The organism is Pseudomonas lutea, from assembly GCF_000759445.1.
GTDB classification, from domain to species: Bacteria; Pseudomonadota; Gammaproteobacteria; order Pseudomonadales; family Pseudomonadaceae; genus Aquipseudomonas; species Aquipseudomonas lutea.
The window spans coordinates 1,015,460-1,027,633 of sequence record NZ_JRMB01000002.1 but is presented as its reverse complement, the minus strand read 5'-3'; the positions used below and the strand labels follow the sequence as shown (position 1 = coordinate 1,027,633).

Genomic DNA, 12,174 nt, shown 5'->3' with positions numbered 1-12,174 from the left:
GTCCGTAAATTCACTCCCAAGCCAGCCAACAAGCGCAACCCGCGCAGCGGCGACCCCTAACGAACGACTCTCACTGAAGGAATTTACCCATGTCCATTCGCGAACTGCTGAACCCAACCAACGCCGCTCTGATCCTGATCGACCACCAGCCGCAAATGGCTTTCGGCGTTCAGTCGATCGACCGCCAGACGTTGAAGAACAACACCGTTGGCCTGGCCAAAGCCGCCAAGATCTTCAACGTACCGACCATCTACACCTCGGTCGAAACCCAAAGCTTCAGCGGTTTCATCTGGCCTGAACTGCTGGCGGTGTTCCCGGATCAGCAGCCGATCGAGCGGACCTCGATGAACTCGTGGGAAGACAAGAAACTGGTTGAAGCGGTCAAGGCAACTGGCCGCAAGAAGCTGATCATCGCCGCGCTGTGGACCGAGGTCTGCCTGAACTTCCCGACACTGGACGCACTGGCTGAAGGCTACGAGGTGTACATCGTCACCGACGCTTCCGGCGGCACAACCAAAGAGGCCCACGACATGTCGGTGCAGCGGATGATTCAGGCAGGCGCCGTGCCGGTCACCTGGCAGCAAGTACTGCTCGAATTCCAGCGCGACTGGGCACACAAGGAAACCTACGAAGCCGTGATGGAGTTGGTGCTGGAACACAGCGGCGCGTACGGCATGGGCGTCGACTACGCCTACACCATGGTCCACGGCGCACCGCAGCGTAAACTCGGCTAAACCCACGCCTTACAAAAAAGCTTCGCGATGATTGTCGCGAAGCTTTTTTGGCGTCTGTGCGTTGTACCCGGGACCAGAAGCATCGCATAACCTGACCCACCGCCATCGCGGGCAAGCGCGCTCCTACAGGTCGGCGTCAGACGGTAATGCGAGATTGATCAGCGCTTAATTGTAGGAGCGCGCTTGCCCGCGAAAAATGGCACATCCAGCATCGTCTAACCTGACCCACCGCCATCGCGGGCAGGCGCGCTCCTACAGGTCGGCGTCAGACGGTAATGCGAGATTGATCAGCGCTTAATTGTAGGAGCGAGCTTGCCCGCGAAAAATGGCACATCCAGCATCGTCTAACCTGACCCACCGCCATCGCGGGCAAGCGCGCTCCCACAGCTCGGCGTCAGACCGACGCGCGAGGCAGATCAATGCTGCCGAGGATCCAAATCACCCGAAAACAATTCATCCTCCGCATCCGGCGCCACCGGAATGGCATGCTCTTCAGATGCCCACGCCCCCAGGTCAATCAACTTGCAACGGTCCGAACAGAACGGCCGAAACTTACTCTCCGGCGTCCATTCCACAGGCGCTCCGCAGGTTGGGCAATTGACGGTCATTGGTTGGCTCATCATTGGCCTCCACGCAAAGTTAAATAAAAGTGATGCAAGCGCTCGACCTCGCTTTTGAGCCAGGCCGGGTCACGGTCATTGACGATCACGTCATCGGCCCGACTCAAGCGTTCCTCGCGACTGGCCTGTGCCTTGAGAATCGCACGGACCTGCTCTTCGTTGGTCTTGTCGCGCATCACCGTGCGCTCGATCTGCACCGATTCCGGCACATCAATCACCAACACCCGCTGCACCATCTGGTGCTGAGAAGTCTCCAGCAACAACGGCGACACCAGAATCGCGTAAGCCGATTCCGCGCGCGCCAGGTACTGACGGATTTCCTCGCGGATCAACGGATGAAGCAAACCCTCAAGCCAGACCCGCTGCTGCGGATCCTTGAAAATCAGCTCACGCAAGGCCGAGCGATTCAGAGTCCCATCCGCTTGCAGCACGCCTGCGCCAAAATGCTCTGCGATCTGTGCAAGCGCGGGGCGCCCAGGTTCAACCACCCAGCGAGCAGCGTCGTCAGCGTCGACTAAATGCACGCCCAGATCAGCGAAGCACTGGGCAGCCGCACTCTTGCCGCTGCCAATACCGCCAGTGAGGCCGAGGATCCAGGATTTTGAAACAGGAGAGGTCATCTGAAGCCGGCGATCTGCAAATACGAAGTGGTTATTTGATCACCCCAGAGCAACGCGATCCACCCCGCAAGTGCCAGATAAGGACCGAAGGGGATCGGCGTGCTGGTCTCAACATTGCGCAAACGCAGCAGAATCAGCCCTAAAACCGCCCCGACAATCGACGACAAAAGGATCGTCAGCGGCAAAATTTGCCACCCGCCCCAGGCGCCCAACATAGCCAGCAACTTGAAGTCACCGTAGCCCATGCCTTCCTTGCCGGTGACCAGCTTGAACAGCCAGAACACGCACCACAACACCAAATAACCCGCGACCGCGCCCCACAGCGCATCGGTCAGCGAAGCGAACAGCCCAAACGAATTGACGATCAACCCCAGCCACAGGAGAGGCAAGACAATAGCGTCCGGCAACAGCTGATGATCGGCGTCGATCAGGCTCATCGCCAACAAACCCCACGTCAGCACCAGCATCGCCCCCGCCTCCCAGCCGAAACCGAAATGCCAAGCGATGAAGGCCGAGAGTAAGCCGCACGATAACTCAACGAGCGGGTAGCGCTTGCTGATGGGGGCTTTGCACTGGGAACACTTACCGCCGAGGAACAGATAACTCACGACCGGAATGTTTTCCCATGCTCGGATTTTGTGAGAGCAGTGCGGACAGCGCGAGTGAGGGAGGATCAGGTTGAAGGTTTCTGGTTGCGGCTCTGGGGGGAGTTCGAGCATTTCGCGCGACTGGATTTTCCAGTCGCGGATCATCATTTTTGGGAGACGGTAGACAACGACGTTTAGGAAACTGCCGACGAGCAGGCCCAAGATGAGCGTGCATAGAACAAAGGCCAGCGGAGAGCTGGCCAGGAAGTCGAGGAGGGGCATGATTAGACGGCGTTTCCGAGCTGGAAGATGGGGAGGTACATAGCGATGACGAGCCCGCCGACGATCACGCCAAGCACAGCCATGATCATTGGTTCCATCAAAGCGGTAAGACTATCAACCATGTTGTCGACTTCATCTTCGTAATACGTCGCAACTTTATCCAGCATTGAATCGAGTGCGCCTGACTCTTCACCGATGGCGGTCATCTGAACCGCGAGCATTGGGAATACCCCGGTGCTGCGCATCGAGAAATTAAGCTGCATGCCTGTGGAAACGTCCTGCTTGACCTTGTTGACCGCGTTCTTGAAGACGACGTTGCCAGTCGCGCCCGCAACTGAATCCAGCGCCTCAACCAGAGGAACGCCAGCGGCGAAGGTTGTGGATAAGGTTCGCGCGTAGCGGGCCACTGCAGATTTGTAGAGCAACGGGCCGACCACAGGAACCTTTAAAAGCGCTCGGTCCAGTCCATTTCTGAATTTCTCCGAATTTCTATACGCTCGGCGAAATAGAAAAATGCCCAAAGCGATCCCTGCGAGCAATATCCACCAGTAATCCTGAACGATTTGGGAGAGCCCAATCACCATCACCGTAAATGCGGGAAGCTTCGCACCGAAGCCTTCGAAAATACTTTGAAACTGGGGTACGACTTTGAGGAGAAGAATGCCTGTTACAACGAATGCTACGACGACCACAGCGATTGGATAGGTCATCGCTTTTTTGATTTTCGCCTTCAGCGATTCGGTTTTTTCCTTGTATGTTGCGACACGGTCCAGCAAGGCTTCGAGGGCCCCAGCCTGCTCGCCCGCGTCCACCAAATTGCAGAAAAGATCGTCGAAATACAGTGGTTTCTGGCGTAGGGCCGTCGCGAAGCTATGCCCGGCAGCGACCTCCTGCTTAATGTCGTCCACAAGCTTTCGCATATTGGGGTTTTCGTGGCCTTCGCTGATGATGTCGAAAGACTGCAGCAGAGGTACACCTGCCTTCATCATTGTCGCCATCTGACGGCTGAAGAATGCGATGTCCAGTGGCTTGATTTTCTTGCCCTTGCCGAAGATGGACACCGACTTCTTACGAACTTTAGTCGGGTTGATTCCCTGCTTACGTAGCTGAGCTTTCACTAGGGCAGGGTTATGCCCGTTGATTTCGCCAGTGAGCTTCGTCCCTTTTTTATCTACCCCTTCCCAAGCATAGACGCTGACTTTGACTGCTTTGGTCGCCATGCTTAATCCTTGGTCACCCTGTTTATTTCTTCGAGGCTGGTCACGCCCTGCATAGCCTTCATCAGGCCCGATGTGCGCAGATCGTTAAAGCCGTCTTTGCGCATCTGCTCGGAAATCTGGATTGAATTACCTTCCTCCATAATGATGCGCTCCAGCGCTGGTGTGCTCTTCACCACCTCGTAGATACCTACTCGGCCCTTGTAGCCGCTGTTGCAGTGCTCGCACCCCATTGGGGAGTAAAGCTGGAACGAGCCGATTTGTGACTCGGGGAAACCTTCTGCAATCAATGTCTCCCGCGGAATCTCCACGGCTTTCTTGCAGTGAGCGCACAGCTTCCGCGCGAGACGTTGGGCAATGATCAGGTTTATCGCTGTTGCGATGTTGAAAGCCGCTACGCCCATATGGTGCAGCCGCGTCAGGGTCTCTGCGGCGCTGTTAGTGTGCAGCGTGGACAACACCATGTGGCCGGTTTGGGATGCCTTAATCGCAATTTCGGCAGTCTCCAGGTCTCGAATCTCACCGACCATGATTACGTCAGGGTCCTGACGCAAAAACGCCCGCAACGCCTGAGAGAAGTCCATTCCCTGACGCGGATTGACGTTGACCTGGTTGATACCTTCGAGATTGATCTCTACTGGGTCTTCGGCAGTCGAAATATTGATGTCCACGGTGTTGAGAATATTCAGTCCGGTATAAAGCGATACCGTTTTGCCCGAGCCGGTAGGGCCGGTCACAAGGATCATGCCTTGAGGTTGGCGAAGAGCTTCTAGGTATAGCGCTTTCTGCTCCGGCTCATACCCGAGAGCGTCGATACCCATCTGCGCGCTCGTTGGGTCTAGAATTCGCATTACGATTTTTTCGCCCCACAAAGTGGGTAGCGTATTGACCCGGAAGTCGATGGCGCGGTTTTTCGAAATCCTTAGTTTGATGCGGCCGTCCTGAGGTTTACGACGCTCCGAAATATCGAGGCTCGCCATAACCTTTAGGCGTGCTGCGATCCGCCCAGCCAAGTGAATAGGCGGTTTCGCTACCTCGTGAAGAATGCCATCAGTACGGAGTCGCACTCGGAAGATTTTCTCGTAGGGCTCGAAATGTAGATCGGATGACCCGAGACGGATGGCGTCCATGAGCATTTTATTCACAAAGCGAACCACAGGCGCGTCATCGGAATCATGACCGCCGATGGCTTTTTCCTTGGCCTCATCGACTGCTTCGATTTCAAGTCCAAGATCGACGTCGGCTAAATCGCCCATGCCTGAATGGCTGTCGAAAAACTTGTCTATGGCGATGGTGAGCTTGTCGTCCTCAACCAAAATTGCTTCGGTCGTCAGCCCAGTGCTGAACTGAATGTCGGTTATAGCCTGATGGTTGGTCGGGTCAGATATCCCTACGAACAGCTTATTGCCCCGACGCCAGAGCGGCAGCGCGCAATGCTGACGTATTAACTTCTCGCTTATCAATCCTTTGGGCTGGTTTTCCTTCTCTAGCGCGCTGAGATCGAGGAAAGGTATACCAAATTGGTCTGACGCGATTTCGGCCAATGTGATGCTTTTAAGCACCTTGTTTTCGACCAGGTGATGTACCAGGGAAACCTTGTCACGACGCGCTTGTTCGTGGGCCGTTTGGGCAGCTTTCTCAGTGAGCAACTCAGCGACAACGAGTTGTTTCGCCAAACCAGTTAGGACGACATCAGTCATTACAGCCACCAAATACAAACATTACTGCGTTTATAGCCTAGTCGGAGTGTGCTGCCAAATGGTCGGAATGTAGGTGACCAAAAATGTCACTTTGTGCGTAGCTATAGCTTGGTCGCCATGCACAGGACACAGCTTTGGGTTAAACGCAGCGCTTTAAAAGCTGGCACGCACTGTGCTTTGAGATATCCGAGCAACACCTAATTGACGCTTGGAGTAGTAGCAATGAACGCACAGAAAGGTTTTACCCTGATTGAGTTGATGATCGTTGTTGCGATTGTCGGGATTTTGGCTGCGGTTGCGCTCCCGGCTTACCAAAACTACACAATTCGCGCCCAAGTGACCGAGCTTATGTCATTGGCGGATGGGGCTAAAGTTCCAGTTACCGAAGTTTATCAAAGCAGCGGCGCATTGCCCGCGAGCAACACCGCCGCGAACTACACCGGCGCTACTGGAAAGTACACCGCGTCCGTAGCAGTTGGCACCGATGGGGTTGTCACCGCAACGGCTAATGAAACCAACGCCAACACGGCAATACAGAAGAAAACAATCACTCTGGCCCCGGCTGCTTCCGCAACGGGTACCCTCGTCTGGACTTGCGGGGGCACCGTTGACGCCCAGTATCGGCCAACGAGCTGTAAGTGAATTTAGCTTCGGTCAGGGTCCGTTTAACGTGAAGACACGTTCTATGCTGACTTTCTAAGGCCAAGGGTCAAGGACCACCGCCGAAATAGCTCAGTCGGTAGAGCAGCGCACTCGTAACGCGAAGGTCGTAGGTTCGATTCCTATTTTCGGCACCAGAAACACAAAAAGCCCGGTCCTCAAGACCGGGCTTTTTTCGTATCCAGCAATGCGGCAATCGGCCAGTCACCAAACCCCAGGCGGAATCCCGTCCTTGTTGAAATCCTTCAGCCGCTCCTTCTCTTCCTCGGTCGAATGCGCCGGCACATCCTTCTCAGGTTGTTCTTTCTCTTCCGATTTCTTTTCGTCAGCCATCGTCATCTCCTAACACGTCTCAAACCAAATCAACCCAAGCCCAAACTCCTTAAGCCCAGATCGCCGTCTCGCTGTTAACCTGCGCCATCGAAGTGGCGTTGTACTGCCGCTGACGATGCAGGTCATCGCGCATTTTCGAGAAATTCAGCGGCCGCGACTCAAGCTGCCTGAGCACAACGTCAGAAATCAGGTACTCGCCGCAGTCTCGGCACACAACAACCTGACCGCTCTGGGTTGATTCGCGCTGTTCGGCTTCTGTCTGGCACAGATAACAGTTCATGCCCGTTCTCCTTGTGGTGATAACAAGCAGAGCCCGGGCAGTCGTCGCAGTTCAACCTTTAAGACGTTGGGCCGATCTCAGGCGCTCAGGCGCATCGACAGGTCCACCGCTTTGACGTCTTTGGTCAGTGTGCCGATGGATATGTAATCGACGCCGGTTTCGGCGATGGCGAGCAGGGTTGCGTCGGTCACGCCGCCGCTGGCTTCGAGCTTGGCGCGGCCGGCGGTCAGGCGCACGGCTTCACGCATGTCATCCAGACTCAATTCGTCGAGCATGATGATGTCGGCACCGCCTTCGAGCGCCTGTTTGAGTTCGTCTAGATTTTCGACTTCCACCTCAACCGGTTTGCCCGGCGCGATTTTGTGCGCGGCGTCGATTGCGTTGGCGATTCCGCCGCACGCCGCGATGTGGTTTTCCTTGATCAGGAAAGCGTCGTACAACCCGATGCGGTGGTTATGGCAACCGCCGCAAGCAACGGCGTACTTCTGCGCAATCCTCAGGCCGGGCAGGGTTTTCCGGGTGTCGAGCAGTTTGACTTGTGTGTCAGCGACCTTGTCGGCGTAATAGCGGGCGCGGGTGGCAACACCGGAAAGCAGTTGCAGGAAGTTGAGCGCGCTGCGTTCTCCGGTTAGCAGGGAGCGGGCAGGGCCTTCGAGGCGGAACAGTGGCTGGTTGGGCTGAACGCGATCGCCATCAATAACCTGCCAATGCACGGCAACGCGCGGGTCCAGCTGACGGAAAACCGCATCCACCCACGCGGTGCCGGCAATGACGGCGGCGTCGCGAGATATGACAGTCGCCTTAGCCAGGCGCTCGGCCGGAATCAGCTGCGCCGTGATGTCGCCACTGCCTACATCCTCCAGTAACGCACGCCGTACATTGGCGTCGATTTCTGCGGTGAGGGCTTCCAGGCGTAGGTTTGGCATATCAGGCTCCACGGACTAAGTGGCCGGAGTATAAGGCAGAGACCTGTACTAACCTACGCGCGGCAAGTGTTCGGACGGATGGATTAACTGCACTTTGTCGGTTTTTTCACCTCTGGTGCGACAGAATGAGTTTTTCGTGGTCTATCGCACCACAAGTCGCTTCGCCGCCTTCTATTATTCTAATCAAGGCGAAGAGTCCGCTGGCGAGCGGCACAGATTTACCCGATACTTCGCCTTGTAATTGACGTCATAGCGTTGACGTTAGCCTGCAACATCCCCAGGGATAAAATTTCGAGATCCGTTCGAATGGAGTCGAGTCTTCATTCGCTGCGGAGTGTGGCTGTTGGTGGAGCGGTGTGTCGACGGTGAAGGAGTCCTTGATGCAGAACGACGGGAATAAGGTGGTGCCCCTTAAGGCAGGTCCGGAAACTCCGGGATCATCGCCCCTTGCCCGGCTGCCTGTCGTTCTGCTCCAAGTGCGTGACCGAGCTGCTCAGCAGCTCAAGGAAAGCTTGCAAACGCTGTTCGATAATGCGGATGACACCCTTTTCGAGATGGCCGACCGGGCGCGTAACAACGCTGAGCAAAATATCTTTTTCGAAGCCATGCGCGACCTGCGCTTGAAGCGCAAAAGCATCGAGCGCAACTTCCTCGACAAATTCTTTGAAGCCTTCCTGCGCCTGGGTCAGTACGAAGTCGCTGAGCCTTCGCTTCCCGAGCCCGTTTCCTACGACAAACTGGCGCTGGTCCACAATGATGATCTGGAACGTACCGTGGCGGTAGACGCCATGGTAGTGAAGGTCATGAGCCGCGACGGCGTCGCCCTCGGTCAACTGACCACGCGTTTGAACGTACTGATCCCCCAGCCGCTGACCGACGAGACCAATCCGTTGGGTCCTACGCTGATGTGTGAATATTTCCTGCAGGCCGGCCGCAGTCTCGGCGTTGAAATCAAGGTGAAGCTGATCATTCTCAAGCTGTTTGAGAAGTACGCCTTGAGCAACGCCGACCAGCTCTATGAGGAAGCCAACCAGTTGTTAATTTCCGCAGGTGTATTGCCGGAACTCAAAGTGTTGCCGTCGCGCCGCTCGACTGACCGCACCACCAGTGCGCCGCCCTCGAGCGAGGCCTTGCGCGCCGACAATGCCGCGATTCTTCACGCCACGGAAAATCTCGACAAGAGCGTTCAGGACGTGTTCTCCGCTCTGCAGGAATTGCTCGTCCATGTCCGCGGCCATCTAACGCCGCGGCCGGAATCCGTCAGTGATGCGCGGCCTATTTCGAGCCAGGATCTGCTGCGTCTGCTGTCGCACTTGCAGCAGTACGTGCCAAAAGCCGAAGAGAGCGATGACTTTGACCTGCGGGCTCAGCTTGAACAGTTGATCAGCCGGGTCAGCGCGCGCAGTGGGAAGTTTCGCGTCGTTGGTACGACGGATGAGGACGTCATCAACCTCATCTCGATGCTGTTCGAGTTCATCCTCGACGACCGCAACCTGCCGAGCTCGCTGCGTGCATTGATTGGCCGTCTGCAGATTCCGATGCTCAAGGTCGCGGTCATCGATAAAAGCTTTTTCAGCCGCGGCAGTCACCCTGCGCGCCGATTGCTCAATGAAATCGCCTCCGCAGCCCTGGGCTGGGGCGGCCGCGACGACACCCAGCGGGACTCGCTCTACGCGCGCATCGATCAGATCGTCCAGCGGCTGCTGCACGATTTCGTCGACGACCCGGCCATTTTCACCGAGCTGCTGGTGGACTTTTTGGCATTCACCAGCGATGAGCGTCGTCGCAGCGAGCTGCTTGAGCAGCGCACCCGCGACGCTGAGCAAGGCCGTGCCCTGGCCGAACTGGCGCGTCAGCGGGTGCAACAGGCGCTCAACGATCGGCTGCTAGGCAAGACCCTGCCTCAAGTAGTTGTGCGTCTGTTGCAGGAAGCCTGGAGCAAGGTGCTGTTGCTGACGTGCCTGAAGCACGGCGATCAATCCGTCGAATGGAAGTCGGGCCTTCAGGCCATGGATGATCTGATCTGGAGTGTCGAGACGCACGATGAGCCGGATTCCCGTCAGCGTTTGCTTGAGTTGGTGCCAGGGTTGCTGAAATCCTTGCGCGACGGCCTTAGCAGCGCTGCGTTCGACCCGTTTGCCACCAGTGAATTCTTCAGCCAGCTCGAAGTGCTGCACGTCCAGGCGTTCAGCCACGTACCGCGCGCGCCGGCGGAAGCAGCGAGTGATGAGGAGATCGAGCCCGAGAACGGCACAGCGATGATGGCGGTCGTTGAAGAAATCATCCTCGTTGGGCCCGGCGAGCAGATCCAGAGCGAGCCGTCCCTGCAGTTGCCTGCGGACGATGAAGGCTTGATGCAGGTCGAAAAGCTGCGTCTGGGCAGTTGGGTCGAGATTCACGAAGACGAATCCCACAAGCTGCGCTGCAAGCTGGCGGCCATTGTCGAACCAAGCGGGCGTTATGTTTTCGTCAATCGCACCGGCATGAAGGTGCTGGAAAAAACCCGCATGGGCCTGGCGGTGGAATTTCGTCGCGGCACCATTCGCGTCCTCGACGATGCCTTGCTGTTCGACCGTGCGCTGGAGTCGGTGCTGGGCAATCTGCGCAAGCTCAAGGGCTAAGGCCAGACCGGTCCTACGGCGCCTTACTGCGAATCTGCGTGACCCGGACGTAGATTCGTCATCCACATCTTTTGCGGTCGCGGTCATACTGCGCGCTGTCGATTCACGCCTTAAGGACCCTCCCATGCATCTGGACCCTGCCACCGGCTGGTGCCACGGCGCGCAGCATTGCCCCTCGCCCAATTTCAATGCCCGTCCTGAAAACGAAATTTCGTTGCTGGTCATCCACAACATCAGCCTGCCACCCGCGCAATTCAAGACCGGTAAGGTCCAGGCGTTCTTTCAGAACCGGCTGGACGTCACAGAACATCCCTACTTTGAAAGCATCGCCGAGCTGCGGGTGTCCGCGCATTTCTTGATCGAGCGCGACGGTGAAATCACTCAGTTTGTGTCATGCCTTGACCGGGCCTGGCATGCGGGTGTGTCTGTGTTCGAGGGGCGTGAAACGTGCAATGACTTTTCCATTGGTATCGAGCTGGAAGGCACCGATGATCAGCCGTTCACCGATGCTCAGTACAACGCATTGATCAAGCTGACGCGTCAGTTGCTGGCGGCGTGGCCAGCGATTACGACGCAGCGCATTTGTGGTCACAGCGACATCGCACCGGGGCGCAAGACCGATCCGGGTCCGTGTTTTGACTGGGCGCGGTTTCGTGCCGCCCTGGACCTTTGAAGTGAGGAACAGCTAATGAGTTTTCTGGTTTTGTTGCTGGCTGTCGTGATCGAGAAGTTCTCGGCCCTGCGCCAGCGTGTTCAGCGCGATGCGCCGTGGCTCAATCAACTGAGCCGGCTGGAATCCAATCCGCGAACCGCCAGGCGGCCATGGTGGATTTTGATCCTCACCGTTGTGCTGCCTTTGGTGGTATTGGCACTTGTCCTGACGATTGTCGGCTCGGTAGCGTACGGCTGGCTGGTGCTGCCGATCCATCTGCTGGTGCTGATTTACAGCCTGGGTCGTGGTGACGTTAAAGCCACACTGGGTTCGTTCCGTGATGCCTGCCGCCGTGGTGATCAGGAAGCAGCCGTTTTGGTGGCCGAGCGTGACCTGGGTGTCCAGGCCGAGAATGAAGAGCAGCTGCTGGGCGGTGCCCAGACCTATCTGCTGTGGCAGGTTTATCAGGGTTTTTTCGCGGTCATCTTCTGGTATTTCGTTTTAGGTCCGGTTGCTGCGCTGGCTTACCGCTTGCTGGCGCTTGCCTCGGAGCACGGCAAGACGCCGGCACTGGTTGAGCGCGCGACTCAGGCCAGACATGCGTTTGACTGGGTGCCGGTGCGCTTGCTGGCGGCAAGCTTTGCCCTCGTCGGTAACTTTGTGGCGGTCAGCCGTGTAATGCTGAGCGAACTGCTCAACTGGAACATCAGCGCCTCTCGGTTGATCTCCAGGGTCGGTTGCGTCGCAGGCGAAGTGCCCGCGCCAGTGGTGGGTGTGGAGGGCGTCAACAGCCTTGACGTCTTGTGGGAGCTGCTCATTCGCTCGGCCATCGTCTGGTATGTCGGGTTTGCGCTCATCACGCTGTTCGTCTGATCCAATAACAACAGCGTTGTCGGAAGGCGCCGGGGTTGCCGGTGTCTTCCGATCGATGTCCAACTCTTC

Annotated in this window: 13 protein-coding genes and 1 tRNA gene; 6 read left to right on the top strand and 8 right to left on the bottom strand. The window is 56.9% G+C overall.

Annotated elements, in window-relative coordinates; genetic code table 11:
* Positions 1-89 precede the first annotated feature (89 nt).
* Entirely contained in the window at positions 90-734 is a 645-nt protein-coding gene (locus LT42_RS16850; RefSeq protein WP_037015348.1) for a hydrolase, read from the top strand.
* A gap of 416 nt (positions 735-1,150) precedes the next feature.
* On the opposite strand, the gene yacG is transcribed toward LT42_RS16850, so the two are convergent.
* Genes yacG through pilB form a run of 5 tightly spaced genes read right to left on the bottom strand, consistent with a single transcriptional unit; the run spans position 1,151 to position 5,760 of the window.
* The gene (yacG, locus tag LT42_RS25370) at positions 1,151-1,354 is read right to left on the bottom strand and encodes a DNA gyrase inhibitor YacG (RefSeq protein ID WP_081955409.1); all 204 of its coding nucleotides are present in this window, start codon (positions 1,352-1,354) and stop codon (positions 1,151-1,153) included.
* Positions 1,354-1,974: a dephospho-CoA kinase gene (gene coaE, locus LT42_RS16845; RefSeq protein WP_037015346.1), complete on the bottom strand. Its 621-nt coding sequence runs from the start codon at positions 1,972-1,974 to the stop codon at positions 1,354-1,356. The genes yacG and coaE overlap by 1 nt, the downstream gene beginning before the upstream one ends.
* Entirely contained in the window at positions 1,971-2,843 is an 873-nt protein-coding gene (locus LT42_RS16840) for a prepilin peptidase (RefSeq protein WP_037015343.1), read from the bottom strand. The genes coaE and LT42_RS16840 overlap by 4 nt, the downstream gene beginning before the upstream one ends.
* A gap of 2 nt (positions 2,844-2,845) precedes the next feature.
* A complete protein-coding gene (locus tag LT42_RS16835; protein WP_037015340.1) occupies positions 2,846-4,063 on the bottom strand; it encodes a type II secretion system F family protein in 1,218 nt (405 codons plus the stop codon).
* Positions 4,064-4,065: 2 nt separating this feature from the next.
* Positions 4,066-5,760 carry a type IV-A pilus assembly ATPase PilB gene (gene pilB, locus LT42_RS16830; protein ID WP_037015337.1) on the bottom strand — a complete coding sequence of 565 codons (1,695 nt, stop codon included), beginning with the start codon at positions 5,758-5,760 and terminating at the stop codon, positions 4,066-4,068.
* A gap of 222 nt (positions 5,761-5,982) precedes the next feature.
* Here pilB and LT42_RS16825 point away from each other — a divergent pair, with 222 nt between their 5' ends.
* Both LT42_RS16825 and LT42_RS16820 read left to right on the top strand, forming a co-directional pair.
* Entirely contained in the window at positions 5,983-6,402 is a 420-nt protein-coding gene (locus LT42_RS16825) for a pilin (RefSeq protein ID WP_037015336.1), read from the top strand.
* Between the two features lie 79 nt (positions 6,403-6,481).
* A tRNA-Thr gene (locus LT42_RS16820) sits at positions 6,482-6,557 on the top strand.
* A 67-nt stretch (positions 6,558-6,624) separates the two neighbouring features.
* Here the strand turns inward: LT42_RS16820 and LT42_RS26290 are convergent.
* The 3 genes from LT42_RS26290 to nadC form a co-directional block, all read right to left on the bottom strand.
* Entirely contained in the window at positions 6,625-6,753 is a 129-nt protein-coding gene (locus tag LT42_RS26290) for a hypothetical protein (RefSeq protein ID WP_152597687.1), read from the bottom strand.
* A gap of 49 nt (positions 6,754-6,802) precedes the next feature.
* Entirely contained in the window at positions 6,803-7,033 is a 231-nt protein-coding gene (locus LT42_RS16815; protein WP_037015333.1) for a hypothetical protein, read from the bottom strand.
* Positions 7,034-7,110: 77 nt separating this feature from the next.
* Positions 7,111-7,959: a carboxylating nicotinate-nucleotide diphosphorylase gene (gene nadC / locus LT42_RS16810; RefSeq protein WP_037015331.1), complete on the bottom strand. Its 849-nt coding sequence runs from the start codon at positions 7,957-7,959 to the stop codon at positions 7,111-7,113.
* A gap of 380 nt (positions 7,960-8,339) precedes the next feature.
* On the opposite strand from nadC, the gene LT42_RS16805 reads away from it, so the two are divergent.
* From LT42_RS16805 to ampE, 3 genes are all read left to right on the top strand, one after another.
* On the top strand, positions 8,340-10,580 hold the full coding sequence (locus tag LT42_RS16805) for a DUF1631 domain-containing protein (protein WP_037015329.1): 2,241 nt from the start codon (positions 8,340-8,342) through the stop codon (positions 10,578-10,580).
* Positions 10,581-10,704: 124 nt separating this feature from the next.
* Entirely contained in the window at positions 10,705-11,253 is a 549-nt protein-coding gene (ampD, locus tag LT42_RS16800) for a 1,6-anhydro-N-acetylmuramyl-L-alanine amidase AmpD (RefSeq protein ID WP_037015326.1), read from the top strand.
* Positions 11,254-11,268: 15 nt separating this feature from the next.
* Positions 11,269-12,105, top strand: a complete 837-nt coding sequence (gene ampE, locus LT42_RS16795; RefSeq protein ID WP_037015324.1) for a regulatory signaling modulator protein AmpE — start codon at positions 11,269-11,271, stop codon at positions 12,103-12,105.
* The last annotated feature ends 69 nt before the right edge of the window (positions 12,106-12,174 follow it).

What these genes read in the sequence shown, in the direction of transcription:
- LT42_RS26290 (WP_152597687.1), bottom strand. Translation starts at nt 6,753, where the DNA reads ATGGCTGACGAAAAGAAATCGGAAGAGAAAGAACAACCTGAGAAGGAT.
- LT42_RS16805 (WP_037015329.1), top strand. Translation starts at nt 8,340, where the DNA reads ATGCAGAACGACGGGAATAAGGTGGTGCCCCTTAAGGCAGGTCCGGAA.
- LT42_RS16840 (WP_037015343.1), bottom strand. Translation starts at nt 2,843, where the DNA reads ATGCCCCTCCTCGACTTCCTGGCCAGCTCTCCGCTGGCCTTTGTTCTA.
- yacG (WP_081955409.1), bottom strand. Translation starts at nt 1,354, where the DNA reads ATGAGCCAACCAATGACCGTCAATTGCCCAACCTGCGGAGCGCCTGTG.
- ampD (WP_037015326.1), top strand. Translation starts at nt 10,705, where the DNA reads ATGCATCTGGACCCTGCCACCGGCTGGTGCCACGGCGCGCAGCATTGC.
- coaE (WP_037015346.1), bottom strand. Translation starts at nt 1,974, where the DNA reads ATGACCTCTCCTGTTTCAAAATCCTGGATCCTCGGCCTCACTGGCGGT.
- ampE (WP_037015324.1), top strand. Translation starts at nt 11,269, where the DNA reads ATGAGTTTTCTGGTTTTGTTGCTGGCTGTCGTGATCGAGAAGTTCTCG.
- pilB (WP_037015337.1), bottom strand. Translation starts at nt 5,760, where the DNA reads ATGACTGATGTCGTCCTAACTGGTTTGGCGAAACAACTCGTTGTCGCT.
- LT42_RS16815 (WP_037015333.1), bottom strand. Translation starts at nt 7,033, where the DNA reads ATGAACTGTTATCTGTGCCAGACAGAAGCCGAACAGCGCGAATCAACC.
- nadC (WP_037015331.1), bottom strand. Translation starts at nt 7,959, where the DNA reads ATGCCAAACCTACGCCTGGAAGCCCTCACCGCAGAAATCGACGCCAAT.
- LT42_RS16825 (WP_037015336.1), top strand. Translation starts at nt 5,983, where the DNA reads ATGAACGCACAGAAAGGTTTTACCCTGATTGAGTTGATGATCGTTGTT.
- LT42_RS16850 (WP_037015348.1), top strand. Translation starts at nt 90, where the DNA reads ATGTCCATTCGCGAACTGCTGAACCCAACCAACGCCGCTCTGATCCTG.
- LT42_RS16835 (WP_037015340.1), bottom strand. Translation starts at nt 4,063, where the DNA reads ATGGCGACCAAAGCAGTCAAAGTCAGCGTCTATGCTTGGGAAGGGGTA.